This window comes from Brachybacterium endophyticum (assembly GCF_003130585.1).
Classification (GTDB): Bacteria; Actinomycetota; Actinomycetes; order Actinomycetales; family Dermabacteraceae; genus Brachybacterium; species Brachybacterium endophyticum.
In genome coordinates, this window is sequence record NZ_QFKX01000002.1 from 613116 (window position 1) to 639750 (window position 26635).

Sequence of the window (26635 nt, forward strand, 5' to 3'; positions counted from 1 at the left end):
CCTTCCACGTGGGGCGAGCGTCGGTCGGTGCGCTCGGGATCGAGGATACGGCGCTGCCCGGCGACCGCGTCAGCGACCGCGCGCGTAGATCTCCCGCACCAGGTCCTCGATCGCGGGCTCGGCGAGGGAGAGATCGGCGATCTCGGCCTGCTCGCCCACGGCGGCCAGCAGCCGCGGCACCGTCATCTCGCTGCCGTGGAAGGCGATCCGATGGCGGATGCCCTCCGCCTCGACCGCGAGCGTCGAGACCCCCGCGGGCAGGGTGAGCCGCTCCTGCGGCTCCGCGAGGTCGATGATCAGCTCGCGCGGAGCCCCGAGGGACTCGCGGAAGCCGGCGAGCGGCCCGTCGAAGGCGACGGTCCCGGAGTTCACGACGACGATCCGCTCGCAGAGCCGTTCGACGTCGCTCATGTCGTGGGTGGTCAGGAACAGGGTCGTCCCGCGCTCCTCGCGGTCCTCGCGCAGGAAGCGGCGCAGGCCCTCCTTGGAGATCATGTCCAGCCCGATGGTCGGCTCATCGAGGATCACCAGGCGCGGGGAGTGCAGCAGGGCGGCCGCGACCTCACCGCGCATGCGCTGGCCCAGCGAGAGCTGACGCACCGGACGGTCCAGGAAGTCCTGCAGGTCCAGACCCTCGACGAGGCGTGAGAGGCGAGCGGTGCGGGCGGACTCGGGGAGGCGGTGCATCGCCCCCAGGATCCGGAAGGAATCCCGCAGCGGCAGGTCCCACCACAGCTGGGAGCGCTGTCCGAAGACCACGCCGATCTCCCGGCTCAGCCGACGGCGCTCGGGGACCGGTCGTCGCCCCAGGACGCGCACATGACCCGCCGTGGGCTGCAGGATGCCGGTCATCATCTTGATCGTGGTGGACTTCCCGGCACCGTTGGCGCCCACGAAGCCGACGGCCTCACCCGGGTCGACCCGGAGACTGACGTCGTCGACCGCGCGGATGATCCTCTGCGCCCTGCGAGCACCGCGCACGCCACGGGGGATCCGGGCTCCGAGGGCGGCGCGGTCCCGGCGGGGCCCGCGGGTCGCCGTGGTCCGCGAGGGGTCGTCCGGCGTCTCGTGCGGTGCGTCGGCCGTGGTCCGCCGTCGGCCGCGCACGACGTAGTCGCGGCGCAGGGCCCGCAGCTCGATCGCGGGGTCGTTCGAGGTCGTCATCCGCCTGCTCCTGTGTAGTGTCGAACGCCCGAGCGCCACAGCAGGGCGGCCACGATCCAGATCAGGATCGCGACCGGTGCCCCCAGCCAGCCCGTCCACTGCGGGAGCAGGGCGGGGCCGGTGAGGTCGAGCAGGGCGAGGGTCGGGGTGTAGGCGACCAGGGTCGCCGGGATCACGAAGGTGAAGAAGGCCCGCAGCGGCAGCGGGAAGACGGCACCGGGGTTGGTGGCCACGTAGTTCCCGCCGTACGTGAAGGCGTTGGCGAACTCGCGACCGTCCACGAGCCAGAACTGCATCGCTCCGGCCATCGTGAACAGGGCGCCGAGGATCGCCGCGCCGGCCAGCGGCGCGAGGACCACCAGGAGCAGATGGGCGGGGGTGGGGGAGAAGCCGGCGATCGCCAGGGCCGTCGCCAGCATCGCGAGGCCCACGACGATCCGCCCCAGCCGCCGCAGGGAGAGGTCGAGGCTCGAGATCTGCAGCAGCATCGGGACGGGGCGGACCATCAGCGTCTCGAGCTTGCCCGAGCGGATCGCGGTCGAGAGGCCGTCGATCTCCCCGAACAGCAGATCGGCGATGCCGAAGGCCAGCGCCCCCAGGCCGTAGACCACGGCGACCTGCGGCAGCGTCATCCCTCCCAGCACGTCCACCTGGGAGAGGATCACCCACAGCTCGAGGAACTCGGTGCCGACGATCAGCACCTGCCCCAGCAGGTCCATCAGGAAGCTGGCGCGGAACGCCGCCTGCGAGCGGATGCGCGAGCCGTAGAGGGTCGCGACCATGCGCAGCAGGGAGACCGGCCGGTCGGCGGGGGAGGGCCTGGCCTGCAGGCGTCGTGACTCAGCCACCCTGCACCTCCAGCGAGCGTGTCCCGGCCCGCAGCAGCAGCCAGGCGCCCACCGTCAGCACCGCGGCCCAGGCCACCTGGATGCCCACCTGCGGCAGCGTCTCGAGGGGTGTGAGCCGGCCGGAGAGGGCGTCGATCGGGGTCTGCACCATGGCCGGGAACGGGGTTGCACGGGTGAGCGCGATCAGCTGGTCGGGGAACCAGGCGATCGGGATCAGGAATCCCGAGAGCAGGTTCATCACCGCGGTGTAGACGACCGTCAGCCCCCGGGTCTGCACGAGCCAGAAAGCCGTCAGGTTCACGATCAGGTCGGCGAGGAAGGCGACCGTGATCGCGAGGACCACGGCCAGCAGCCCCAGCAGCCAGCTCAGCGGGTCCGTGGGCAGGGTGATGCCCGTCAGCAGGGCCCCGACCAGCATCGGGGGGATCCCCCGGGCGAGCAGCAGGAAGGCCGAGCGCCCCAGCTTCCTGGCGTAGTGCAGGCGCAGGAATCCCATCGGGCGCAGCAGGTCCACGGCGATGTCGCCCTCGTGGACCCGTTCGGCGACCTCGCGCGTGCCGAAGGCCTCGATGGGGGCCAGCAGCGCCTGGCCCAGCCACACGTAGGTCGCGGCCTGCAGGGCGTCGTACCCGCGCAGCTCCCCGCCGGCCGTCGAGATCGCTGCGAGCAGGATCGAGGCGCGGATCAGCCCGAAGATCGAGTTGGTGAAGACGCCGGCGACGGTGGCGACGCGGTAGGTGGAGTACTGCCGGAAGGAGGCGGCGACGATGCGACCGAAGGCGAGCACTCGGGCGATCCTACGGTGCGACGCGTCCGCGGGGGAGGGTTTCGCGCGGGCTAGGGTGGTGCCTTCCCCGCCCCCGCCCGGAACAGGACGCCCGCATGCCCTCCTCCGCACGGACCCCCGAGGCCGCGCCCGCCCCGGCCGACCAGGCCTCAGCCTCGCCCGCCGATCCCGCCCCGCGGCGTCGCCGCTTCGGTCTGCTCCCGCGGATCGTGCTCGCGATCGTGCTGGGCGTGCTGCTGGGGCTGGTGATGCCCGAGGCGCTCGCCCGCGTGTTCACGACGTTCAACGGCCTGTTCTCCGGGTTCCTGGAGTTCCTGATCCCGCTGATCATCGTGGGTCTGGTGACCCCGGCGATCGGGGAGCTGGGCCGCGGTGCCGGCAAGATGTTGGCCCTGACCACGGCCCTGGCCTACGCCTCGACGATCCTGTGCGGGTTCTTCGCGCTCGGCGTCTCCCTCCTGCTGCTGCCCCGGCTCCTCGCCGGTGCGAGCGTGGGCACGCTGGAGAACCCCGAGGACTCGGCGATCGCGCCGTACTTCTCGATCGACATGCCGCCGGTGTTCGAGGTGATGACGGCGCTGCTGCTGTCCTTCTGCCTGGGCATCGGACTGACCCTCGTCAAGCGCGGCGCCCTGCAGGAATCCTTCGAGCAGCTGCGCACGATCGTGGTGCGCACGATCGAGGCGATCATCATCCCGCTGCTGCCCGTCTACATCTTCGGCATGTTCCTGGGGCTGACGATGAATGGCCAGATCTGGACCGTGATCGGCACGTTCCTCGCCGTCGTGGTGATGGTCCTCGTGCTCACGGTGATCGTGCTGGTGGTGCAGTACTGCGCGGCCGGCATCGCGATGCGGCGCAATCCTCTGCGGATGCTCGCCACCATGGCTCCCGCCTACGCGACCGCACTGGGCACGAGCTCCTCGGCCGCGAGCATCCCGGTGACCCTCCAGTGCGCGCGCCGCAACGGCGTGCCCTCGGCGATCGCCGGATTCGTGGTGCCGCTGTGCGCGACCATCCACCTCGCCGGATCCACCCTGAAGATCACCTCCTTCGCCGTCGCGATCATGCTGATCACCGGGATGGACCTGAGCATCCCGAAGCTGATCGGCTTCGTGCTCATGCTCGGCGTCGTCATGATCGCCGCGCCCGGGGTGCCCGGCGGCGCGATCATGGCCGCCACCGGCATCCTCTCCTCGATGCTCGGCTTCGGGGACGCCGCCGTCGGCCTGATGATCGCCTCCTACATCGCGATCGACTCCTTCGGCACCGCCACCAACGTCACCGGCGACGGCGCGATCGCTGCGGTCGTCTCGCGGATCGCGAAGGGGCGCGTCTCGGGCGACCTCGAGCACGAGGAGGCCGACGCCATCGCCCTGTGACCGCACCTTGCCCGTCCTCCGGGGCGGCACGTAGCCTGAACATATGAACAACGTGTCAGGTGTTGCTTCGGTGGCGGGCGCGGCACCCGGGGACTGTGCGGACGATCTTGTCGACGCCGACCGCGTCGCCCTGGTCGCAGCTCGTCTGCCGGCCCCCGAGGCGGTCCACGACACGGCCGACGTCTTCTCGCTGCTGGGCGATCCGACGCGGCTGACCCTCCTGCTCGGACTCCTGGACGGGGAGCTCTGCGTGCACGACCTGGCGGCGCTGACCGGCCAGTCGGACTCCGCCACCTCCCACGCGCTCAAGCTGCTGCGCGCCCATCGGGTGGTCGCCACCCGCCGTGCGGGCCGACGGATCTACTACCGGCTCGAGGACCCGCACGTGCGGATGCTCCTGGACCTCGCGATCGCCCACACCGAGCACTCGGAGGTCACCCACCCCGAGAAGGAGGGCGAGGGACGATGAGCGGGCACGGGCACTCGCACGGCACCTCGGCAGGGTCGGTGAGCGCGAGCGGCAGGCACCGGCGTCGACTCGCGCTCGCCCTCGTCCTGATCGGCGGGTTCTTCGTCGTCGAGCTGGTCACCGCGCTCGCCGCGGACTCCCTGGCCCTGCTCTCCGATGCCGGCCACATGGCGGCCGACGTCCTCACCCTCGGGGCGGCGCTCGGCGCGACCGTCCTCGCTGCCCGGCCGGACCACAGCGGGCGGCGCACCTACGGCCGCTACCGCGTGGAGGTCTTCGCCTCCCTGCTCGCTGTCCTCGTGATGCTCGCCGTCGCCGCTTTCGTGATCGTCGAGGCGATCGGTCGGATCGGCGGCACTGCCGAGGTCTCCTCGACGCCGATGCTGGTGGTGGGAGCGCTGGGTCTGGTGGTGAACCTCGTGGTGATGCGCCTGCTGAGCGCAGGCGCGGCCGAGAGCCTGAACGTCCGGGGCGCGTACCTGGAGGTGCTGGCCGACAGCGTCGGCTCGGTGGGCGTGATCGCCGCGGCGATCCTCGTGGGCGCGACGGGGACGAGTCTGTGGGACACGGCGATCGCGCTCGCGATCGGCATCTTCGTGGCGGTGCGCGCGGCCCTGCTGGGCCGGGAGGTGCTCGGCGTCCTCGGTCAGGTCACGCCTCCCCACCTCCACCCCGGCAGGGTGGAGGAGGACCTGCGGGCGCTGCCCGGTGTGACCGGCGTGCACGATCTGCACCTGTGGGCCGTGACCTCGGGGATGGACGTGCTGACGGTGCACCTGCGGGTGGCCACGACCCAGGAGAGCCACGCGGTGCTCGACGCGGCCCAGCAGATGCTGCGCGAACGCCACGGTCTGGACCACTGCACCCTGCAGATCGAGCCCGAGGACCACCACGCCGACGACGAGACCACCTGGTAGGTCACGCTGCGGGTCACGCGGCTCACGGCGTCGGGACCGCCTGCAGAGCCGAGTCCCCGGGTGGAACGGTGCTCAGGCCCCGGGGGCCAGCAGACGCGTGAGCTCCTCGAAGCTGTCGACGACGGCGAGCGGCTGCTGGGCCTCGAGGGCGGGTCGCGTCCCCGCACCCCAGGTGACGCCCACGGCGTCCATGCCTGCCGCGTGCGCCGCCTGCAGGTCGGTCGCGGCATCGCCCACGTAGACGGCACGCTCGGGGCGTCCCTCGAGCAGGTCGAGCGCATAGTGCAGCGGGGCGGGATCGGGCTTGTGCGCGGCCGTGTGCTCCTTGCCGACCACCGCTTCGACGGCCGGCGCCCCCGTGATCTCGAGGCCGCGGCGGGCGAGCTCCGCGCCCTTCGAGGTGACCACTCCCAGGCGGGCGCCCGCGGCCCGCAGGACCTCCAGGTGCTCGGCGGCGCCGGGGTAGGTCGCGATCCGGTCGTCGTGGTGGGTCACGTTGTACTCCCGGTAGGCCCTCGCCATCACCGGTGTCCGCTGCGGATCCAGGGCCTCGAAGGTCTCCTCGAGCGCGAGGCCGATCCAGCTGCGCACCTCGGCCTCCTCGTACCCCTGGATCCCGAAGCGCTCGAACACGTGGGCGTAGGAGTCGACGATCAGGCCGACGGAGTCGACGAGGGTCCCGTCGAGGTCGTAGAGCACCAGCTCGTGGGAGAGGACCGGTGACTCGGGCGAGACTGCAGGGAGGGATGCGGGTGCGGACGGGGTGCTCATGGGCCCATCCTCTCGCGCCGGCGGACCGGTCGGGACCCCTCGGTGCTCGCGCCCGTATCCTCGGTGTCCATGACCTCCGATGCTTCTGCCGCCGCCATCCCCTCCACCTCGGCCGACCGCCTGACCGCCGTCGTCACCGGTGCTTCCTCCGGGATCGGTCGGGCGAGCGCCCGACGCCTGCGCGCGGACGGCTGGCGCGTGCTCGCCGTCGCCCGGCGCGAGGACCGGCTGGCCACTCTGGCCGCGGAGACGGGCTGCGAGACCCTCGTCGCGGACGTCACCGAGGACGAGGACGTCGCCCGTCTGGTCGAGCGTGTGGACGAGCTGTTCGACGGACGGGTGAACGCGGTGGTGAACATCGCCGGCGGAGCCTTCGGACAGGAGGCCGTCGATGCGGCGGACCTGGACGCCTGGCAGCGCATGTACTCGACGAACGTGCTGGGCACCGCCCGGGTCACCCGCGAGCTCCTGCCGGCCCTGCGCGCGAGCGGCCGCGGCGACATCCTGGTGCTGTCCTCGACCGCGGCCCAGGGTGCCTACGAGGGTGGCGCCGGGTACAACGCCGCAAAGGCCGGAGAGCACATGGTCGCCTCGGCTCTGCGCCTCGAACTCGCCGGCGAGCCTATCCGGGTCATCGAGATCGCGCCCGGCATGGTCCGCACCGAGGAGTTCTCCCTGGTGCGCCTGGGGGACAAGGAGCGTGCGGACAAGGTCTACGACGGCGTCGAGAACCCGCTGAGCGCCGATGACTGCGCGGACGTCGTCTCCTACGCGCTGAACGCACCGCACCACGTCAACCTCGACCTGGTGACGATCCGGCCCCTCGCGCAAGCCGCCCAGCACAAGGTGGCGCGGCACGTCGGACTCTGAGGCGTGAGCGCCCCGGGCGGGGAGGCCGCCTACGACCGGGGTATGCCCTAGGATCCGCCGGACGAGGGATGTGCCGACGCGCCGGGCGCGAGATGGTGGAACCATCGGCGGCTCGATGACAGAGTGACCGGGGACGGCTACGCCGCCCGGGACCGGGCGCCGCACAGGACGCACCACCCCGCAGGACAGCAGCACCAGGAGGACGGACATGGACGAGCGCAGGATGCACACCGTCCCCTCCCACACCCTGAGCTCCGCCCGGCCGGAGGGACCTCGCGCCGGGGACCGGCCGCAGCTGTTCGCCGTGATCGTGACGATCGCGCTGCTCTGTCTGCTCACGGTGCTGCTGGGTGGTCCGCTGATGCCCCTCGCGTCCTCGACCGCGATGGCGGCGATCTCGGTCCTGCTGGTCACGATCGGATGGGTCGTCGCCGGGCCCCGTCGCCGCTAAGGGTCTCCCGGTCGGCCGCAGGTCGTCGGACCCGCGCCCGCTGATCCACGCGGTCACCGACCGCCGCGCGGGCTCCGATCAGACGTCGAGCTCGATCTCCCCGATGCCGCGGGAGACGCACACCGTGATCCGCTCCTCGCGCTCGTCCTCGTCGAGGAACTCGTCCTCGTGGATCACGTCCCCGGCCAGCAGCGGCAGCACGCAGGTGCCGCACACCCCGCCCTCGCACGAGTAGTCGACGTCGATGCCGGCATCGAGGAGGGCCTGCAGGAGCGTGTGCTCGCCGTCGACCTCCACGGTGGTGCCGGACCGGTGGCACTTCGCGGTGAACGGTTCGCCGAGCGTGGCCATGAGCGCTCCTTCGGGGATCGGGACAGCGCGTCCAGCATCGCATGTCCGCTAACCGGGGAAGAGGTGAGGGTGCTCTCACCTCGAGGTGTCGTCCGAGCGCCTCGCGGGACGCAACCTGTGCGACGACTGTGCCGAGGCGATCGACCGCCTGTGCGCCCCCGCGCAGCTCTGTGCTGCGCACCTGCCCGGGTCTAGGGTCGGTCCCACCACCTCGAACGGGAGCAGACCATGACCCACACCCCCTCCGCGCTCTCCGCGCTGCCGGCCCTCACGCGGTCCGACGGCACGGCGATCCGGGCGCTCGTGGTCGAGGACGAGCCGACGATCGCCGACCTGCTGCGCTTCCCGCTGCAGATGATCGGCTGGGAGGCGACCGTCGTCGGCGACGGGCTGGAGGCCGTGCGGGTCGCTCGCGAGCTCCGCCCCGACGTGCTGGTCCTGGACCGGATGCTGCCGGGCATCGAGGGCCTCGAGGTGCTGCGCAGGATCCGCGCCCTGCAGCCCGAGGTCCCCTCGCTCATGCTGACGGCGATGGACGCCCCTTCCGACCGGGTCCAGGGACTCGCCTCCGGCGCCGACGACTACGTGACCAAGCCCTTCACGATGGAGGAGGTGCTGCTGCGGCTGCACCGTCTGGTCCAGCGCACGGGGGCGGCACCGGTCCGCAGCACCGAACTGGTGGTGGGGGACCTGGTGATGGACCTCGACACCCACGAGGTGACGCGTGCGGGGGAGGAGATCCCACTGACCGCGACCCAGTACCAGCTGCTGCAGTACCTGATGGAGAACCCGCGGCGCGTGCTCTCGAAGGCACAGATCCTGGACGCGGTGTGGAACTACGACTTCGGCGGGCAGGCCAACATCGTCGAGCTCTACATCTCCTACCTGCGCAAGAAGATCGACGTCGGCAGGGAGCCGATGATCCGCACCGTCCGCGGAGCCGGCTACATGCTCAAGCCCGCATGAGCCCTGCGGCCTCGCAGCCCCCGTCCCCTGCACGTCGGCGCCGGCTCTCCCTGCGCGCGACCCTCGTGGTGCTGCTGGTGACCACGGTCGCCGTGCTGTGCGTGCTGGTCGGGGCCGTCACCCATGTCTCCGTGCGCAACCATCTCGAGCAGCAGCTCGACGCCCAATTGGTCCGGGCCTCGCAGCGAGCGGGTCAGGCCGGAGCGGACGGCCACGGGGCCCCGCACCCGCCGCCGGCCGGCTCCTCGGACTCCGGCGGCTCCTCGGACTCGGGCGGCTCCTCTGATTCCGGGCCGGGGGGAGGGGAGTTCGAACTGGCCGCGTTCCTCGACGACGGGAGGGTCGTCACCGCGGCCTGGCGCGGCACCGACGGGCAGGTCGAGAAGCTGGGATCGGCCGACCGGGGCGAGATCTCCGAGGCGACCGCCGACCTCGACCCCGGCGAGCACACCGACCTGGATCTCTCCATCGGCGCCTACCGCGTCATGATGACTCCCGTCGGCGAGGGTGACGAGCTGGCCACGGGGGTCCCGCTCCGGCAGGTGCAGTCGACCCTCACACGGCTGGACATCACCCTGGTGAGCGCCGGGCTGCTCGCCACGGCGCTGTGCGGGATCGCGGGGTCGCTGATCGTGCGCCGGACCCTGCGGCCTCTCGAGGAGGTCTCCGCCGTCGCCGGCCACGTCGCCGACCTGCCGCTCTCCCGCGGGGACGTCGCCCTGGGGGAGAGGGTCGATGCGCGGATCGCGCTCTCGGGCACCGAGGCCGGGGAGGTCGGCCGTGCGCTGAACCTGCTCCTGGACAACGTCGAGGACGCGCTGGAGACCCGGCAGCGCAGCGAGGAGTCGATGCGCCGCTTCATCGCCGACGCCTCCCACGAGCTGCGCACCCCGCTGACCGCGATCCGCGGCTACACCGAGATGCTGCGCATGACCGAGGAGCTCAGCGATCGCGGCGAGCAGTCCGTCCAGCGCATGGAGGCGCAGTCCGTCCGGATGACCTCGCTCGTGGAGGACCTGCTGCTGCTGGCCCGGCTCGACGAGGGCGCCCCGCTCGAGGCGGGCGAGTGCGACCTCGGCGAGCTCGTGCTGGACGCCGCCCTGGACGCCCAGGTCACCGCGCCCGATCACCAGTGGGACCTCGAGGTCCCCGAGGCCGCGGTCCCCGTGCACGGCAGCGCCCGGCAGCTCTCCCAGGTGGTGGTGAACCTGCTCTCCAACGCCCGCAAGCACACCCCCACGGGCACGCAGGTGCGGGTGGTCCTGCGCACCCGCGAGGACAGGGCCGTGCTCGAGGTCGCCGACGACGGCCCCGGCATCGCCCCGGGGGTCCTCGACCACGTCTTCGAGCGCTTCACGCGGGCCGACGCCGCCCGCTCGGGAGACGACGACACCACCGGGCTGGGTCTGCCGATCGTCCGCGCGATCACCGAGGCCCACGGGGGCAGCATCGACCTGGAATCCGTGCCGGGCCGCACGGTCTTCACCCTCACCCTCCCGCTGGCGGGCCGGGAGACGACCCAGGGGTGAAGGGGCCGATCCCGACGAGACCGATTCCACCGCGGTCAGGCGTGACCGGTCACGGGGAGCCCGCGTAGACTGCGAGCCATCGGCATCGACCCGGCCATCACCGGAGAGCCGCGGGAAGAACGGTCGTCGCGCCTGCTCGCGCAGGAGGCCCGGCTCAGTAGAACCCGCCGGGACCAGCCCGTCACAGCTGAGGAACAAGGGGATGCCCTGTCGGGCATCAACCGAGGTGGTACCGCGCGATCGCGCCGGTCGTCCTGGTGACGGCGGTGGGAGCAGCGTCCTCGGACAGCATCGTCGCCGTCCGTCCACGCACCCCTCGGAGGTTGCCATGGTCTACCCGGTCTCCGGAGACCCGCTCGTCCCCTCGCCGAACCTTCCCGCCCTGGAGAACAGCGTCCTGGGCTTCTGGGAGGAGGACGAGACCTTCCGCGCCTCGATCGCCCGGCGCGAGGGCGCCCCCGAGTTCGTCTTCTACGACGGCCCTCCCTTCGCCAACGGCCTCCCGCACTACGGGCACCTGCTGACCGGGTTCGTCAAGGACGTCATCCCGCGCTTCCGCACCATGGACGGCTACAAGGTGGACCGTCGCTTCGGCTGGGACACCCACGGGCTGCCCGCCGAGCTCGAGGCCATGCGCGAGCTCGGCATGACCGAGAAGGCCGAGATCGAGGAGATGGGCGTCCAGGCGTTCAACAACGCCGCCCGCAACTCGGTGCTGAAGTACACCAAGGAGTGGGAGGAGTACGTCAGCCGCCAGGCGCGCTGGGTCGACTTCGAGAACGACTACAAGACCCTGGACCCCTCCTTCATGGAGTCGGTGCTGTGGGCCTTCAAGACCCTCTACGACAAGGGCCGCGCCTACGAGGGCTACTACGTGCTGCCCTACTGCTGGAACGACCAGACGCCGCTGAGCTCGCACGAGCTGCGCATGGACGACGACGTCTACCAGGATCGCCAGGACCCGACCGTCACCGTCACCTTCCCCTTCGTCGGCGAGAAGGCGGAGGAGCTGGGGCTGGCGGGGGTCAAGGCGCTCGCGTGGACGACGACCCCGTGGACCCTGCCCACGAACTTCTCGCTGGCCGTCGGCCCCGAGGTCGAGTACGCGGTGGTGCCCGCCGGGCCGGAGGGCACGGCCGACGGCACCGCGGCGGGCGAGGGCTCCTACCTGCTCGCCGCGGCGCTCGTCGGCGACTACGCGAGCGAGCTCGGCTACGCCTCGGCCGAGGAGGCCCAGGCCGCGGTCGCGGAGCGCCGCTACCGGGGTTCCGAGCTCGAGCACGTGGCCTACGAGCCGCTGTGGACCGTCTACTCCGAGGACCGCGAGCGCTGGGGCACCCAGAACGCGTGGATCGTGACCGTCGCGGACTACGTCTCGACCGACGACGGCACCGGCGTGGTCCACCAGGCGACCGCCTACGGCGAGGTCGACCAGCAGGTCAGCGCCGAGTACGGGATCCCGGTGATCGTCTCGGTCGACGACGGCGCCCAGTTCCTCGACTACTTCCGCGGCACCGATCTCGACGAGATCGCGGGTGTGCAGGTGTTTGAGGCGAACCGCCCCATCATCCGCAACCTCCAGCGCGAGGGCCGGCTGCTGCGCGAGAAGAGCTACGTGCACTCCTACCCGCACTGCTGGCGCTGCCGGAAGCCGCTGATCTACAAGGCGGTCAGCTCCTGGTACGTGAAGGTCGCCGATCAGCGCGAGCGGATGCTCGAGCTCAACGAGCAGATCGACTGGGTCCCCGGCAACGTCAAGCACGGCCAGTTCGGCACCTGGCTCGAGGGCGCGCGCGACTGGGCGATTTCCCGCAACCGCTACTTCGGCTCGCCGATCCCGGTGTGGAAGAGCGATGACCCCAACCACCCGCGGATCGAGGTGTACGGCTCCCTGGCGGAGCTCGAGGAGGCCTTCGGGACGCTCCCGCGCGACGAGCACGGCGAGGTCAACCTGCACCGTCCCTACATCGACGAGCTCACCCGGCCCAACCCCGACGACCCCACCGGGGCCTCGACGATGCGCCGCATCACCGACGTCTTCGACGTCTGGTTCGACTCGGGGTCGATGCCGTTCGCCCAGGTGCACTACCCCTTCGAGAACCGCGAATGGTTCGAGGGCCACAACCCGGCGGACTTCATCGTCGAGTACATCGGCCAGACCCGCGGCTGGTTCTACATGATGCACGTGCTCTCCACGGCGCTGTTCGACCGCCCCGCCTTCACCTCCGTCATCTGCCACGGCATCGTGCTGGGCGAGGACGGCCAGAAGATGAGCAAGTCCCTGCGCAACTACCCCGACGTGCGCGAGATGTACTCGACCTACGGGGCCGACGCGATGCGCTGGTTCCTGATGAGCTCGCCGATCCTGCGCGGCGGGAACCTCATCGTGGACGAGGCGAAGATCCGCGACGCCACCCGGCAGGTGGTGCTGCCGCTGTGGAACGTCTGGTACTTCCTGGGCCTGTACGCCAACGCGGCCGGCCCCAAGGACGCCCAGGGCAGCCCCGAGGGGTACCGCGGCCGGGAGCGCTTCGACTCGACCGACGTCATGGATCGCTATCTGCTCGCGCGCACCGGCGATCTCGTGCGCGGGGTGCGCAGCTCCTTCGAGGGGCTCGCGATCGCCGACGCCGCCGAGCAGATCCAGGACTACCTGGACATGCTCACCAACTGGTACGTCCGACGCTCCCGTGACCGCTTCTGGGAGGGCGACGAGCAGGCGATCGACGTGCTCTCGACCTGCCTGCGGACGCTCTGCCAGGTCGCCGCGCCCCTGCTGCCCATGGTCGCCGAGCAGATCTTCCGGCAGCTCACGGGGGAGCGGTCGGTGCACCTGACCGACTGGCCCGACGCCGAGGCGTTCCCGCAGGACTCCGCGCTGGTCACTCGGATGGACGACGTGCGACGGGTGGCGAGCGTGGGCAACTCCCTGCGCAAGAAGGAGGGGCTGCGGGCGCGACTGCCCCTCGCCGAGCTGACCGTGGTCCACAGCGACCCGGCCTCCCTCGAGCCGTTCACGGAGCTCCTGGCCGACGAGCTGAACATCAAGCAGGTGCGCCTGCTGGACGTCGCGAGTGAGGAGGCCCAGGGCCTGGGCGTCGAGCAGCGTCTGAGCGTCAACGCCCGCGCCGCGGGGCCGCGTCTGGGCAAGCAGGTCCAGACAGTGATCAAGGGCTCCAAGGGCGGGGACTGGTCCGTGGCCGAGGACGGCACCGTCACCTCCGGCGGCATCGCCCTCGAGGAGGGCGAGTACACGCTCGACCTCGTCGCGGGATCCGACTCGGGCGCCGAGGGCCGCGCGATCGGTGTGCTGCGCGGCGGGGACTTCCTGGTCCTGGACACCCGCCTCACGCCCGAGCTCGAGGCCGAGGGCACGGCGCGTGACGTGGTCCGCGCGATCCAGGCCGCACGGCGCGAGGCGGGGCTGGACGTCTCGGACCGCATCAGCCTCACCGTCGCGGGCGACCAGCAGGTCGTCGAGGCGGTCGCGGCACACCGGGACCTGGTGGCCGCCGAGGTGCTCGCCACCGAGCTGTCCGTCCCGGCCGAGCCGGCCACGGGAGCGCACGCGGCCGGCGAGAAGGTCTCCGGAGGCACCGTGACCGTGTCGGTCGCGAAGGTCTGACCGGCTCGGCGCCCCTTCTCCCTGCACCGGCTCGATGTCTGCCCGGTGAGGGATCAGGGGGCGCCGCGGCCGACCTCCACCACGGTCGACCTCGCCACGTAGGTGCCTTCTCCGATGTACCTCCCCTCGAGGTCGCCCCGGAGACCCGAGAGCACCGGATCCGAGGCGGCGTGCCGCTGCACGCTGCCGTAGTAGAGGTCCCCGGGGTGTCGCTCGTCGTAGGAATCGTGGTTCGCCGCCACGCCCGGGACCCCGTCGCTCACGCGGCGGGTGCTCCCCGGCAGCACCACCTCGTGCACGTTCGGGGCGCTCAGGAACCCGCCTCCGACCTGTGCGCCCTGCAGGTCCAGCTCCGCGACCGGATCCCCGGTGTACCGCAGGTCGGGGCCGGGGGTGACCGCGGGGTCCAGGCCGATCGGACCATGGGCGACGTTCACCACCTCGGTCGAATCCTGCGCCGGCAGCACGGTCTGGACCGGGGAGCCCAACGAGAAGCTCGTGGTGACGTCGTAGGTGCCCGCGGCGCCGCTCGTGCTGTTGAAGCCCGGGTCCGCCGCCAGGTGCGAGGTGATGATCCCGCCCTGGGAGTGGCCCACGAGCATGACCTGTGCGCCGGCGGGGACCTCGGCCTCCGTGAGAGCGGCACGGACGTCGTCCATCGCCGCCGGGTCCTGGCCCGCCACGAGCCGCAGGTTCGATCCCCAGTCCCGGGAGTTGCCCTGACCGCCGTACGCCTCGGGGACCTCCCCGATCCCCGCGCCTTCGGTGGGTGGGACCTGCACGATGTAGACCGGATCCCCACCGGCCGTGCTGTGGACCTCCTGAACGCCGATCCGGCCGGTCGCCAGGGAGCCTGTCGGCCCCTGGCCCTCGCCCTCCATGCGCAGGTCGTCGTTGCCGATGATCAGATCACCGAGGTCGCGCGGGCCGGGATGCTGCTCGGTGTCCACGAGGACTCCGGTGACGAGTCCGCCCGGACGGTCGTCGAGGAGCGCCGTGTCCCGGTTCCCCGTCGCCTCGTAGGCGGTGACGCCGGCCGACCCCGCGGTGAGCAGCCCCGATGCCGTCAGCTCGGCGTACGTGGGCACGCGCTCGCCGGCCGCCCAGTCCTCGAGGATCCCGCCGAGCCGGTCGCCGTCCGCGCGCAGCTGGTCGACCGCCGCGCTGCGGCGCCCCAGGGCGTCGATCCCGACCCCGAGACCGTCGAGCCCGAGGTCCCAGCCCCACCCGACGGCCTCGGAGAGCCGGTGGGCGGAGTGGGAGAGTATCCCCTCGACGCGGGTCTCGAACGGATCCGCCAGGAACGGATCGTCCTCGCGCAGATAGCCCCTGCGCCGCTCGGGAGACGGGGCGGGCGGGATCCTCGATGCCTCCTCGCCGCCCGATCGGCCGCCCCGGGTCTCGCCGTTCCATTCCACGTCCGAGGCGGCGTCCTGCTCGGCGGCGTGGCGTTCGGCGCTGAGGCCGAGTGCCACGAGGTCGGTGGGGAGTGAGTGCAGAGGCCCGGTGGACAGCTCCGCCCACGCTGCCCGGAAGGCGTCCGCATCCACTCCCTTCCAGCTCAGTCCCGCCATCGCCGGGTCGAGGCCGACCCTCAGCGCGTCCATGCGGGCGCTCGCGGCACGGAGCCGGAGGGCGTGCTGCCGCACCTGGGCGGTGTCCATCCCGAGGAAGCCGTTCATCGGCCGATCCCCGGGACGCCCACGCGCCTGTGCGCCCGCGGCTCCGCGCGCCCTGCTCCGACCTCGCTCTCGCTGGCGACCACGGCGGCCCTCCTCCTCGTCGACCCGGCCCCCGAGCAGCCGGGGTCGCTCCAGAGGCTAGGGAGAACGTGCGCGTCGGACCACGGGATCCGGGGGCATGTGGATGCGCGCACGGTGGGGAGGAACGATGCGTTCCCCGCTCGTAGACTGGACCCGGCGCCGGCACGGCTGTCCCGACCGTCGGCCGACCGCACCGGCAGCGCGCCGCCCGTCCTGTGAACAAGGGCGGCCGGTCACCGCGTCGCCCGTCCCACCAGATCGTCCGGAGGAGCCGCAGTGCCCCGTGTGTCCCGTCCCGCGTTCGGCCCCGAGCTGCGCGAGGTCTACGCCGCGCTGCTCGAGCGGGCCCCCGAGAACTGGATCGAGCCCGACCTGGAGCGCATCCGCCGGGTGATGGAGCTGATGGGGGACCCCCAGAACTCCTACCGCTCGATCCGGATCGCCGGCACCAACGGCAAGACCACCACGGCGCGCATCACCGAGGCGATCCTGCGCGCAGCGGGCCTGCGCACAGGTCGCACCACCAGCCCCCACCTGCATTCCCCGGTCGAGCGGATCGCCGTCGACGGCGTCCCCGTCGACGAGGAGGCCTTCGTCCAGGCCTACCGCGACGTCGAGCCCTTCGCGCAGATCGTCGACGCCGAGTCGGAGGAGGCGGGCGGGCCGCGCCTGACCTACTTCGAGTACCTCGTGGCCATGGCCTATCAGGCGTTCGCGAGCGCCCCGGTGGACGTCGCCGTCGTCGAGACCGGCATGGGCGGCACCTGGGATGCGACGGGCGTGATCGATCCCGACGTCACCGTGATCACCCCCATCGGCTTCGACCACCAGGAGTACCTGGGGGAGAGCATCGAGGAGATCGCCGGCGAGAAGGCCGGGATCCTCACCGAGCGTGCGCTCGCCGTGATCGCCGAGCAGCCCGAGCTCGGCGCGGCCGACGTCCTGGCCGAACGGCTCCAGCAGCTCGCCGCGGAGGCCGCGGTCGAGGGCGAGCAGATCGGGGTGCTCTCGCGCACGCCGGGCGTCGGCGGCCAGCTGGTCACCTTCCAGGGCATGGCCGGCCGCTACGAGGACGTCTTCCTGCCCCTGCTGGGTGAGCACCAGGCCCACAACGCCCTGCTCGCGATCGCCGCCTGCGAGGCGCTGCTGGGCGGGGGAGAGACGCCGCTCGGTTCCGACCTGCTGACCGAGGGCCTGGCGACCGTCACCTCTCCCGGGCGCGCCGAGGTGGTGCGCCAGGCGCCGACGGTCCTGGTGGACGCCGCGCACAACCCCGCGGGAGCCGAGGCGCTGGTCGCGACCGTGCGCGAGAGCTTCCGCTTCACCCGCACCATCGGCCTGGTCGGCATCCTCCAGGAGAAGGACGCCGAGCAGCTGCTCGCGACCCTCGAGCCGCTGCTGGACTCCGTGGTGATCACCCAGTCCTCCTCCCCGCGGGCGATCCCCGCCGACCGTCTCGCGGACATCGCCCGCGAGGTCTTCGAGGACGAGGAGCGCGTGCTGGAGGCCGCCTCGCTGCCCGATGCGATCCAGAGGGCCGTCGACCTCGCCGAGGACGCAGGTGACCAGTTCGGCGGCGTCGTGGCAGCCGGGTCCGTGACCCTCGCCGCCGAGGTGCGCGATCTCCTCGGCGCCGGGGAGGAGGACTGATCATGCTCCCGGACCTCACGCCCTCCCGGCGCCCCCACGGTGCGCAGCGGATGCTCAGCTCCACCACGCTCACCGTCGAGGCGCTCGTGGCGTTCTTCGCCGCCCTCGTCTCCCATCAGCTGAATCCGGCCGACCGCCTCCCCGTGTGGTCCCTCTCCCTGGTGACCGCCCTGCTCCTGGTCGCCTGCGCCGGGATGCTGCGCAAGCGCGGCTGGCCGTACGTGCTGGGGGCCGTGCTGCAGATCCCGATGATCCTGCTGGGCATCTGGGTCCCCGCCATGTGGATCGTCGGCATCCTCTTCGCCGCGCTCTACGTGTTCGGCGTGCTCAAGGGCCACACCCTGGATGCCCAGAAGGACGCCGTCGACGCGCGCTACTGGGCTGCGCATCCCGAGGACGCGCCCTCGGCGTCGACGGGCGACTGAGATCTCGACGATGCGGTGACCACGGCCGTCGGCCGATACAGTCGGGCCATGACCGAACGCACTCTGATCCTGCTCAAGCCCGACGCCGTCGAGCGCGGCCTGCGCGGCGAGATCCTGCGCCGCCTCGAGGCCAAGGGCTACGGCATCCTCGCTCTCGACCAGCGGGTCCCCGATCCCGACACCCTCGCCCAGCACTACGCCGAGCACGAGGGCAAGCCCTTCCACGCCCCTCTCGTGACGTACATGGGGTCCGGCCCGCTGGTCGCGCTGGTCGCCGAGGGCGAGGGCGTGATCGCCGGGTTCCGCTCCCTCGCCGGGGCCACCAACCCCACCGAGGCCGCTCCCGGGTCCATCCGCGGTGATCTCGCCCGCGAGTGGGACGCCCCGGTGATCCAGAACCTCGTGCACGGCTCCGACTCCACCGAGTCCGCCGAGCGCGAGATCGGCATCTGGTTCCCCGGCCTCGTCTGACACTGCGCTCGTCGGTCCCGTACACCGGGGCCGGCGAGCGCTCCGGCCCGCCCGTGCGGCGGGCACCGACGACGCACGAGAATGTGACCAAGGTCGCACCGACGCCGCTCCCCAGGATGGTGGTGCCGGCGTGCCCGGATCGTCAGAATGACGCCATGGGCATCGTGGTGGTCGTCTTCCTTCTCTTCGCAGTCGTGGTGGGTGCGCTCGTCCTCGTGCTGACGGCGCTCAGCGCGCGCTCGGTCGAGCGCGGCGAGGACGGCACCGTCCTGCGCGGATCCTCCCGCACGCGACGCGGGGCCTGAACGGACGCGGGGCCTGAACACCTGATCCCTCCCTCCCGTCAGGCCCCCTACACTGTTCGAGGCCCGCGCCGACCGGCGCCGTTCGACCCGGAGGTGACCAGTGGACCCGAATGACATCCTCGCCGTTCTCGCCGGTGCTGGAGGCGGCATCGTCGTCATCGGTGCCGGCGCCTGGGCATGGGTGCGCAGCAAGGGGCGTCGCGGCTCCGGAGGGGACGAGCAGGGCCCCTCGACCCGCAGCGGCGGCACCACCACCGCCCAGCGCCCCCGCAGCGACCGCCCTGCGGCGCCCACCTGGGGCGACACGCTCTCCGCCCCGACGCGCCCCGGCAGCCAGGACGCCTCGACGGCCACCGGGGCCTCGGCCGACCAGCCCTCGACCGCCGAGGAGCAGACGCCGCGCACGCCCACCGCCGAGGGCGAGGGTCGTCCCACGACGAGCAGCGAGGCCTCCGCCCGCGCCGCGCACCCCTCGAACCCGGTCATCCCGGGGACGGAACCTTCTCGCACCCAGAGCCCCGACACCGCGGCGACTGACCGCCCCGGCACGGCGCCCTCGGCGCCCTCGGCGCCCGCCGACGAGACGGCGCAGACCGAGGTCGCGCCGGCACCGGGCGACGCCGCCGGTGCCGAGACCGCACCGCCGCTGGAGACCCCCGAGCCCGCGGCCGGGCGCATGGAGCGCCTGCGCGACCGTCTCTCGCGCTCGGGCAGCATCGGTCGCGGGCTCCTCGGGCTGCTGACCAGCGGCAACATCGACGAGAACACCTGGGACGAGATCGAGGAGACGCTGCTGATGGCAGACCTCGGTCCGGATGCCACCGACGAGCTCATGCAGAACCTGCGCCGGCGCATCCAGGTGATCGGCACCGAGGATCCCGAGCAGATCCGCGAGGCGCTGCGCACCGAGCTGCTGGCTCTGGTGGACCCGGAGCTCGACCGGCGACTCGCCGCCAGCCGGCGCACCGCCCCCGACGGCACCGAGGTGCCCTCGGTCGCCCTCATGGTCGGGGTCAACGGCACCGGCAAGACGACCACGGTCGGCAAGCTCGCCCGCGTGCTCGTCGCCGAGGGCCGCACCGTCGTGCTCGGCGCCGCCGACACCTTCCGTGCGGCCGCCGCCGATCAGCTCGCGACCTGGGGGTCCCGGGTCGGTGTGGACACGGTGCGCTCCGACCGCGACGGCGCCGATCCCGCCTCCGTGGCCTTCGACGCCGTCACCGAGGGGATCACCCAGGGCGCCGACGTCGTCATCGTCGACACCGCCGGGCGCCTGCAGAACAAGCGTGACCTCATGGACCAGCTCGGCAAGGTGCGCCGGGTCGCCCAGAAGGCCCTGCACGGCGACGAGGTCGCGGAGGTCCTGCTGGTCCTGGACGCCACCACCGGGCAGAACGGCATGCAGCAGGCCAAGGTGTTCGCGGAGGTCGTCGAGGTCACCGGCATCGTCCTCACCAAGCTCGACGGCACCGCCAAGGGCGGCATCGTCGTCAACGTCCAGCGCGCCCTCGGGGTGCCGGTGAAGATGGTGGGACTCGGCGAGGGCATGGACGACCTCGCACCCTTCGACGCCCACGGATTCGTCGACGCCCTGCTGGAGGCCTGAGCCCGGTCTCAGCCGGGTCGCGACGTCTGGATCACCCCGTGGACGCCCACGGTCCGGTCCGCGACCTGGGAGATCGTGAAGGCGGCCGAGAGGACGCGTAGGGCCGTCGCCCCCAACAGGGAGCGGCGGCCCTTGCTCGTCCCGTCGTGGTGGCGGCGTGCTCTCCGAGATCGCGGGGCGTCCCCCCGGGGCCTCCCACCGAGGCCTCTCACGCCGCCTTCGGAGCACTGCGGCCCCGGGGCGCGGTCGTCTTGGGGGACGGACGTCCGGTCACGAAATGATCACGACGCCCTCTCGCATGGGCGTTCGCAGGAGTCTCGGCCCACCATGTCGCTACGGCCCGTCCCGGGCCCACCGGCCCTCCGCAGGAGGCCCCGGTTCCTCCGAGACAGGACTGGACATGGAGCCCTTCACCCTCGACACCGGGGCCACCGCCTGGCTGCTGGTGAGTGCGTCGCTCGTGCTTCTGATGACGCCCGCTCTCGCGTTCTTCTACGGCGGCATGGTGCGCGCCCGCACCGTGCTGAACATGATGCTGATGTCGTTCGCGGCCCTCGGGGTCGGTGCGATCGTCTGGACGCTCGTCGGCTACTCGATCGCCTTCGGGAACGACATCGGCGGGGTCTTCGGCAACCCGCTGCAGTTCTTCGGGCTGCACGGCGAGGACTCGCAGTCCCTGCTCGCCGAGTCCGGGGTGCCCTTCCTGGTGGCCGCCGGATTCCAGATGACCTTCGCGATCATCACCGTCGCCCTGATCTCCGGGGCGATCGCCGATCGCGTCCGCTTCGGGACCTGGATCGCCTTCAGCGTGGCCTGGATCATCCTGTGCTACGCCCCGATGGCCCACATGGTGTGGGGCGGTGGCCTGTTCTCGGCCGACGGCCCCTTCGCCGCGATCGCCGAGCCGATCGACTTCGCCGGCGGCACGGTGGTCCACATCAACGCCGGCACCGCGGGTCTCGTGCTGGCGCTGATCGTGGGCAGGCGACTGGGCTGGGGCAAGGATCCCATGAAGCCCCACAGCCTGCCGCTGGTGATGCTGGGTGCGGCGCTGCTGTGGTTCGGATGGTTCGGCTTCAACGCCGGCTCCGCCGGGACCGCCGACGGCACCGCCGGACTCGCCTGGGTCAACACGACGGTCGCGACGGCCGCCGCGATGGTCGGCTGGATGATCACCGAGAAGATCCGCGACCGCCGGGTGACCAGCCTGGGCGCCGCCTCGGGCGTGGTGGCAGGGCTCGTCGCGATCACGCCGGCCGCCGCCGCGGTCAGCCCCGTCGGCGCGATCGTGCTGGGCGCGGTCTCCGGCGCGGTGTGCGCGCTGGCGGTGGGCCTGAAGTACCGGCTCGGCTTCGACGACTCCCTCGACGTGGTCGGTGTGCACCTGGTCGGCGGTCTGGTCGGCACCGTCCTGATCGGCTTCCTGGGCACCGAGACCGGCCTCTTCTACGGCGGCGGCGTGCGCCAGCTGCTCGTGCAGATCGTGATCGCGATCGGTGCGATGGTGTTCTCCGCGGCGGTCACCGCGATCATCGCCCTCGCCCTGAAGGGCATCATGGGGTGGAGGATCACCGAGGAGGAGGAGCTCACCGGCATCGACGTCACCCGCCACGCGGAGACCGGCTGGGACCTGATGGGCGGCTTCACCTCCCGCCGCAGCGCCTCCCCGGTGCCGACGGCGACCTCCGCCCCGACCCCCACCCCGTCCCGCGGGGAGGGAGCCCACGAGGCGACGGACGCCGAGCGCACCGGGGAACCCGCGGTCGCCTCGTCCTCGGTCCCGGCCGGGACCGAGGAGTCCCGACCTGCTGAGCCCGCCGAGCGCGCCGCGCCCGCCACGACAGGAGACCCCCGATGAAGCTCATCACCGCCATCGTCCAGCCCCACGCCCTCAACGACGTCGCCGACGCCCTGCGCGAGTACGGCGTCGCCGGGATGACGGTCACCGAGGTCGCCGGCTACGGACGCCAGGGAGGGCACACCGAGGTCTACCGCGGCGCCGAGTACCGGATCGACCAGATCCCCAAGAGCAGGATCGAGATCGTGCTGCCGGACGAGAGCGTGGCCGAGGCGGTCGATCTGATCGTGCGCACCGCGCGCAGCGGTCGCATCGGCGACGGCAAGGTCTGGGTCACCGACGTGGTCGAGGTCGTCCGCGTGCGCACGGGGGACAGGGGTGCGGATGCCGTCTGAGCCGTTGCCCGGCAGACGTCTCACCCACGTCCTGCACGCGGGCTTCGCTGACCCGCAGGCCGGCCCCTCCCGGCGCCACGAGCACGCCGTCCTGGTGGACGGATGGCTCGGGGAGCTCTGGGAGGCGGCCGGCGCTCCGGCGTCCGGGGCCGCCCTGGCCGCGATCGGGTCCCTGGGGCGGCGCGACCTGGGGCCGATGAGCGACCTCGACCTGATCCTGCTGGTGGATCCGGAGCCGATGGGGGAGGAGGAGGCGGGTGCCCTCGCAGCACGCCTGTGGTACCCGATCTGGGATTCCGGGACCTCCCTCGACCATGCGGTGCGCAGCCCCGAGGAGTGCGCGAAGGTTGCCCAGGAGGACCTGCGTGCAGCGATCTCCCTGCTCGACCTCCGCCCGGTCGCGGGCGACGTCGCGCTCGTGGACGAGGCTGCCGCCCGGGTGCGCGCGCAGTGGCGCCGGGACGCCCGCCGCTTCACCGAGGAGCTGATCGGGATCGCGGAGGACCGGGAGGGCCGCTACGGCCAGCTCGCCCACTCGACCGAGCCCAACCTCAAGTCCGATCGCGGCGGGCTGCGCGACACCGTCGTCATCCGGGCCTTCGCCGAGTCCTGGCTCGCCGATCACGACCACCGCGTGCTCGACGAGGCCTCCGAGGTGCTGCTGGACGCCCGCGACGCCCTGCAGACGGTCACCGGACGCGGCACCACCCGCCTCACCCGAGCCGACCAGGACTCGGTCGCGGGCCTGACAGGGTTCGACACCGCCGACGATCATCTCGCGGCCCTCGCCGACGCCTCCCGTGCGGTCGCCTGGCAGCTGCACCGCACGGTGCGCGCCGCGCGGGCCGCCGCGGCTCCCGGGGGCCGCGGGACGCGGGGCCTGGGTGCCGATCGTCGTCCCGTCCTCACCCGCCATCCCCACGGCGTCATCGTCCAGGGAGGCGAGGTCTCGATCGACCCCCGGGCGAGCGATCCGCTGCGCGATCTGGCGGCCGTGAGGCTCGCCGCCACCAGCGGCATGCCGCTGGCCGATGCCACCCTGAGCCGCCTCGCGAGCGGTCCGACCCGTTCCTCGCTCAGCGCCCTCCAGCGTGACGTCCTGGTGGATGCCCTGGCCGGCGAGCACATCGGCCCCACCTACGAGGCCCTCGACGTGCACGGCGCCTTCGGTCGCTGGGTCGCCGGCTGGGACGGCGTGCGCAACCGGCCGCAGCGCTCGCCGGTGCACCGCTTCACCGTGGACCGCCACCAGATCGAGACGGTGCGCGAGGCGCAGGCCATGCTCGGCACCGTCGACCGCCCCGACATCCTGCTGGTCGCTGCGCTCCTGCACGACCTGGGGAAGCGAGCGGGCAGCAGGGACCATGCCGCCGAGGGAGCGCCGCTGGCGCGCGCGGCGGCCCTGCGGCTGGGCTTCGACGCCTCCGACGCCGACCTCGTCGAGCTCCTGGTCCGTGAGCACCTCACCCTCGTCGAGCTCGCCACCGGTCGGGACCCCTCGGATGCGAGCACCCTGGAGGCGCTCCTGCAGGCCGTCGGCCGCGATCTGGGCACGCTCGAGCTGCTGCGGGCTCTCACCGAGGCCGACGCGCGCGCCGCCGGGCCCGCCGCCTGGTCCTCCTGGCGCTCGCAGCTCGTCGACCACGTCACCGCGCAGGCCCGCGACGCCCTCACCGGGACCCCGCGCGCCCCGCGTGACCTGCTCGCCCCGCAGCGCGCGGTCCAGGAGGCGGTCCGCGAGGCCGTGGTGCGCACCGGCGGAGCCCAGGTGCTCTACCCCGCGCCCACCGATCAGGAGCCCATCACCCAGGTGTGCCTCGGTGCGCCCGATGGGCCCGGGGTCTTCGCCGCCCAGGCCAGAGTGCTCGCGCGTCACCGCATGGACGTGCGCAGCGCCGTGGTGCTGACCCTCGACGGGGTCGCCGTCAACACCTGGTGGGTCACCGGCCGTCCCTCCGAGCAGCCCCATCCCACCGCGCTGCGCTCGGCCCTCGAACGGGAGATCCGGCGTCGTGAGGACCCCGCTGCGCGTGTGCTGGACGTGGCCCCCGGTGCCCCGCCCCGCACGGCCGAGGACGCACCCGTGGTGACCCTCCTCCCCGGCGCCTCGAGCGAGGCGACGGTCGTCCAGGTCAACGCTCGCAACCGACCGAGCCTGCTGGCGGACGTGGCCGAGATGATCACCCTCCACCGCCTCCACGTGCGCAGCGCCCACGTGATGACCCTCGGCCAGCGCGCCGTCGACGTCCTCTACCTGACCGACACCCGGGGCCGCCCGCTCGATGCGCCGATGGTGGGTCGCGTGATCGCCGCCCTGATGGACGCCGCCGCGACCTGAGCGCTCCCGCGCGCCACGGGGCATGCCCGGAGGGGGCGCCCCCGCGGGCCGGGCCGGGCCGCGCGGGTGAGGTGGGCCGCGCTGCATGCCCGCGGGCATGGCGTGCACGGGGCGGCTGACTACACTGGGGCGGTCCGTCCGAGCAAGGGGAAGCCGCTTTCGTGTTCAACAACCTCTCCGACCGCATCACAGCGTCCCTCCAGGGGCTGCGAGGCCATGGCCGTCTGAGCGAGGCGGACGTCGACAAGACGATCCGCGAGATCCGCCGCGCCCTGCTGGACGCCGACGTCGCCGTCAGCGTCGTGCGCTCCTTCACCGGCGCCGTGCGTGAGCGGGCCCTCGGCGAGGAGGTCTCCAAGGCGCTGAACCCCGCCCAGCAGGTCGTCAAGATCGTCAACGACGAGCTGGTGACCGTCCTCGGCGGTGCGACCGGGGAGCTGTCCTTCGCCAAGAACCCGCCCACGGTGATCATGCTCGCGGGCCTCCAGGGCGCCGGCAAGACCACTCTGGCCGGCAAGCTCGCGAAGTGGATGAAGGGGGAGGGGCACACCCCGATCCTGGTCGCCGCCGACCTGCAGCGACCCAACGCCGTGAACCAGCTCCAGATCGTCGGCGAGCGTGCGGGCGTGCCCGTCTTCGCGCCCGAGCCGGGCAACGGCGTGGGCGATCCGGTGCAGGTGGCGCTGAACGGTGTCTCGACCGCCCAGTTCCAGCAGCACGACGTGGTCATCGTCGACACCGCCGGTCGCCTCGGCATCGACGAGGAGATGATGCAGCAGGCGCGCGACATCCGCGACGCCGTGCATCCGGACGAGACCCTCTTCGTGGTCGACGCGATGATCGGGCAGGACGCCGCGAGGGTCGCCGAGGCCTTCCGCGACGGCGTCGGCTTCTCCGGTGTGGTGCTCTCCAAGCTCGACGGTGATGCCCGCGGTGGTGCCGCGCTCTCGATCACCGGTGTCACCGAGCGGCCGATCCTGTTCGCCTCCACCGGCGAGCAGCTCGGCGACTTCGAGCGCTTCCACCCCGACCGCATGGCCAGCCGGATCCTGGACATGGGTGACGTGCTCACCCTCATCGAGCAGGCCGAGCGCACCTTCGACCAGGCCGAGGCCGAGAAGACCGCGAGCAAGCTCCAGAGCGGCCAGGACCTCTCCCTGGACGACTTCCTGGGGATGATGCAGCAGATCAAGAAGATGGGCAGCCTCAAGAAGATGCTCGGCATGATGCCGAACATGGGGCAGTTCCGCGATCAGCTGGACAACTTCGACGACAGCCAGCTGGGCCGCATCGAGGCGATCATCCGCTCGATGACGCCGGCAGAGCGCGCCGATCCCAAGATCATCAACGGCTCGCGCCGCTCGCGCATCGCCAAGGGCTCCGGCTCGACCGTCCAGCAGATCAACCAGCTGCTGGAGAACTTCAAGAACGCCCAGCAGGCAATGCGGTCGATGGGCGGTCGCGGCGGCATGGGCGGCGGCATGCCGGGCATGCCCGGCATGGGAGCGGGCAAGAAGTCCCGCGGCCGCATGCAGGCCCCCGCCAAGAAGGGCAAGAAGTCCAAGTCGAAGAACCCCGCCAAGGCCGCTCGTGAGGAGGCCGAGGCCGCGCGCCGCGCCGCCGAGCAGCCCGCGAGCAGCGGCTCGGCCTTCGGCGGCGGGGCGCCCTCCGGTCAGGGTGCCGGCGATCTCTCGGACATCGACCCCTCGCAGCTGCCGCCCGAGATGCAGAAGCTCTTCGGCAAGGGGCGCTGA

The 26635-nt window shown here is 72.2% G+C and carries 23 protein-coding genes; 17 read left to right on the forward strand and 6 right to left on the reverse strand.

What is annotated here, in order from left to right:
* Nucleotides 1-69 precede the first annotated feature (69 nt).
* The 3 genes from DEO23_RS07135 to DEO23_RS07145 are packed head-to-tail and all read right to left on the reverse strand — an operon-like array spanning nt 70 to nt 2799.
* Nucleotides 70-1164: an ABC transporter ATP-binding protein gene (locus DEO23_RS07135; RefSeq protein WP_240613270.1), complete on the reverse strand. Its 1095-nt coding sequence runs from the start codon at nt 1162-1164 to the stop codon at nt 70-72.
* The gene (locus tag DEO23_RS07140; RefSeq protein WP_240613271.1) at nt 1161-2012 is read right to left on the reverse strand and encodes an ABC transporter permease; all 852 of its coding nucleotides are present in this window, start codon (nt 2010-2012) and stop codon (nt 1161-1163) included. The genes DEO23_RS07135 and DEO23_RS07140 overlap by 4 nt, the downstream gene beginning before the upstream one ends.
* Complete coding sequence (locus DEO23_RS07145; protein ID WP_109275289.1) at nt 2005-2799, reverse strand: ABC transporter permease; 795 nt, start codon at nt 2797-2799, stop codon at nt 2005-2007. The genes DEO23_RS07140 and DEO23_RS07145 overlap by 8 nt, the downstream gene beginning before the upstream one ends.
* Nucleotides 2800-2894: 95 nt before the next feature.
* On the opposite strand from DEO23_RS07145, the gene DEO23_RS07150 reads away from it, so the two are divergent.
* The 3 genes from DEO23_RS07150 to DEO23_RS07160 are packed head-to-tail and all read left to right on the forward strand — an operon-like array spanning nt 2895 to nt 5567.
* A complete protein-coding gene (locus DEO23_RS07150; protein ID WP_109275290.1) occupies nt 2895-4181 on the forward strand; it encodes a dicarboxylate/amino acid:cation symporter in 1287 nt (428 codons plus the stop codon).
* A gap of 43 nt (nt 4182-4224) precedes the next feature.
* Nucleotides 4225-4650: an ArsR/SmtB family transcription factor gene (locus DEO23_RS07155; protein ID WP_109275291.1), complete on the forward strand. Its 426-nt coding sequence runs from the start codon at nt 4225-4227 to the stop codon at nt 4648-4650.
* Nucleotides 4647-5567 (forward strand): cation diffusion facilitator family transporter, encoded by a 921-nt coding sequence (locus DEO23_RS07160; protein WP_109275292.1) that lies wholly within the window; start codon nt 4647-4649, stop codon nt 5565-5567. The genes DEO23_RS07155 and DEO23_RS07160 overlap by 4 nt, the downstream gene beginning before the upstream one ends.
* Nucleotides 5568-5639: 72 nt before the next feature.
* Here DEO23_RS07160 and DEO23_RS07165 read toward each other — a convergent pair whose 3' ends face one another.
* On the reverse strand, nt 5640-6338 hold the full coding sequence (locus DEO23_RS07165) for an HAD family hydrolase (protein ID WP_109275293.1): 699 nt from the start codon (nt 6336-6338) through the stop codon (nt 5640-5642).
* A 69-nt stretch (nt 6339-6407) separates the two neighbouring features.
* Between DEO23_RS07165 and DEO23_RS07170 the strand changes: the two genes are divergently transcribed.
* The gene (locus DEO23_RS07170; protein ID WP_109275294.1) at nt 6408-7208 is read left to right on the forward strand and encodes an SDR family oxidoreductase; all 801 of its coding nucleotides are present in this window, start codon (nt 6408-6410) and stop codon (nt 7206-7208) included.
* A 208-nt stretch (nt 7209-7416) separates the two neighbouring features.
* A complete protein-coding gene (locus DEO23_RS07175; protein ID WP_109275295.1) occupies nt 7417-7659 on the forward strand; it encodes a hypothetical protein in 243 nt (80 codons plus the stop codon).
* Between the two features lie 78 nt (nt 7660-7737).
* Here the strand turns inward: DEO23_RS07175 and DEO23_RS07180 are convergent, their stop codons facing one another.
* Nucleotides 7738-8010, reverse strand: a complete 273-nt coding sequence (locus DEO23_RS07180) for a 2Fe-2S iron-sulfur cluster-binding protein (protein ID WP_109275296.1) — start codon at nt 8008-8010, stop codon at nt 7738-7740.
* Between the two features lie 228 nt (nt 8011-8238).
* Between DEO23_RS07180 and DEO23_RS07185 the strand changes: the two genes are divergently transcribed.
* The 3 genes from DEO23_RS07185 (at nt 8239) to ileS (ending at nt 14130) form a co-directional block, all read left to right on the forward strand.
* Nucleotides 8239-8976 (forward strand): response regulator transcription factor, encoded by a 738-nt coding sequence (locus tag DEO23_RS07185; protein WP_109275297.1) that lies wholly within the window; start codon nt 8239-8241, stop codon nt 8974-8976.
* The gene (locus DEO23_RS07190) at nt 8973-10505 is read left to right on the forward strand and encodes a sensor histidine kinase (RefSeq protein WP_109275298.1); all 1533 of its coding nucleotides are present in this window, start codon (nt 8973-8975) and stop codon (nt 10503-10505) included. Before DEO23_RS07185 ends, DEO23_RS07190 begins: the two co-directional genes overlap by 4 nt.
* Nucleotides 10506-10833: 328 nt before the next feature.
* A complete protein-coding gene (gene ileS / locus DEO23_RS07195) occupies nt 10834-14130 on the forward strand; it encodes an isoleucine--tRNA ligase (protein WP_109275299.1) in 3297 nt (1098 codons plus the stop codon).
* A 53-nt stretch (nt 14131-14183) separates the two neighbouring features.
* Here ileS and DEO23_RS07200 read toward each other — a convergent pair whose 3' ends face one another.
* Nucleotides 14184-15812, reverse strand: a complete 1629-nt coding sequence (locus tag DEO23_RS07200; protein WP_109275300.1) for a WXG100 family type VII secretion target — start codon at nt 15810-15812, stop codon at nt 14184-14186.
* A gap of 357 nt (nt 15813-16169) precedes the next feature.
* On the opposite strand from DEO23_RS07200, the gene DEO23_RS07205 reads away from it, so the two are divergent.
* The 9 genes from DEO23_RS07205 to ffh all read left to right on the forward strand — a co-directional run bounded on the left by DEO23_RS07205 (nt 16170) and on the right by ffh (nt 26635).
* Nucleotides 16170-17543: a bifunctional folylpolyglutamate synthase/dihydrofolate synthase gene (locus DEO23_RS07205; RefSeq protein ID WP_109275301.1), complete on the forward strand. Its 1374-nt coding sequence runs from the start codon at nt 16170-16172 to the stop codon at nt 17541-17543.
* Nucleotides 17544-17545: 2 nt separating this feature from the next.
* Nucleotides 17546-17968 carry a DUF4233 domain-containing protein gene (locus DEO23_RS07210; RefSeq protein ID WP_109275302.1) on the forward strand — a complete coding sequence of 141 codons (423 nt, stop codon included), beginning with the start codon at nt 17546-17548 and terminating at the stop codon, nt 17966-17968.
* 48 nt (nt 17969-18016) lie between these two features.
* Nucleotides 18017-18439, forward strand: a complete 423-nt coding sequence (gene ndk, locus DEO23_RS07215) for a nucleoside-diphosphate kinase (RefSeq protein WP_109275303.1) — start codon at nt 18017-18019, stop codon at nt 18437-18439.
* 155 nt (nt 18440-18594) lie between these two features.
* Entirely contained in the window at nt 18595-18744 is a 150-nt protein-coding gene (locus DEO23_RS16080) for a hypothetical protein (protein ID WP_165831759.1), read from the forward strand.
* Nucleotides 18745-18844: 100 nt separating this feature from the next.
* Nucleotides 18845-20350, forward strand: a complete 1506-nt coding sequence (gene ftsY / locus DEO23_RS07220; protein ID WP_109275304.1) for a signal recognition particle-docking protein FtsY — start codon at nt 18845-18847, stop codon at nt 20348-20350.
* A 400-nt stretch (nt 20351-20750) separates the two neighbouring features.
* Complete coding sequence (locus tag DEO23_RS07225; RefSeq protein WP_109275305.1) at nt 20751-22208, forward strand: ammonium transporter; 1458 nt, start codon at nt 20751-20753, stop codon at nt 22206-22208.
* Nucleotides 22205-22543, forward strand: a complete 339-nt coding sequence (locus DEO23_RS07230; protein ID WP_109275306.1) for a P-II family nitrogen regulator — start codon at nt 22205-22207, stop codon at nt 22541-22543. Before DEO23_RS07225 ends, DEO23_RS07230 begins: the two co-directional genes overlap by 4 nt.
* On the forward strand, nt 22533-24881 hold the full coding sequence (locus tag DEO23_RS07235) for a [protein-PII] uridylyltransferase family protein (protein WP_109275307.1): 2349 nt from the start codon (nt 22533-22535) through the stop codon (nt 24879-24881). Before DEO23_RS07230 ends, DEO23_RS07235 begins: the two co-directional genes overlap by 11 nt.
* Nucleotides 24882-25042: 161 nt before the next feature.
* Nucleotides 25043-26635 carry a signal recognition particle protein gene (gene ffh, locus DEO23_RS07240; protein ID WP_109275308.1) on the forward strand — a complete coding sequence of 531 codons (1593 nt, stop codon included), beginning with the start codon at nt 25043-25045 and terminating at the stop codon, nt 26633-26635.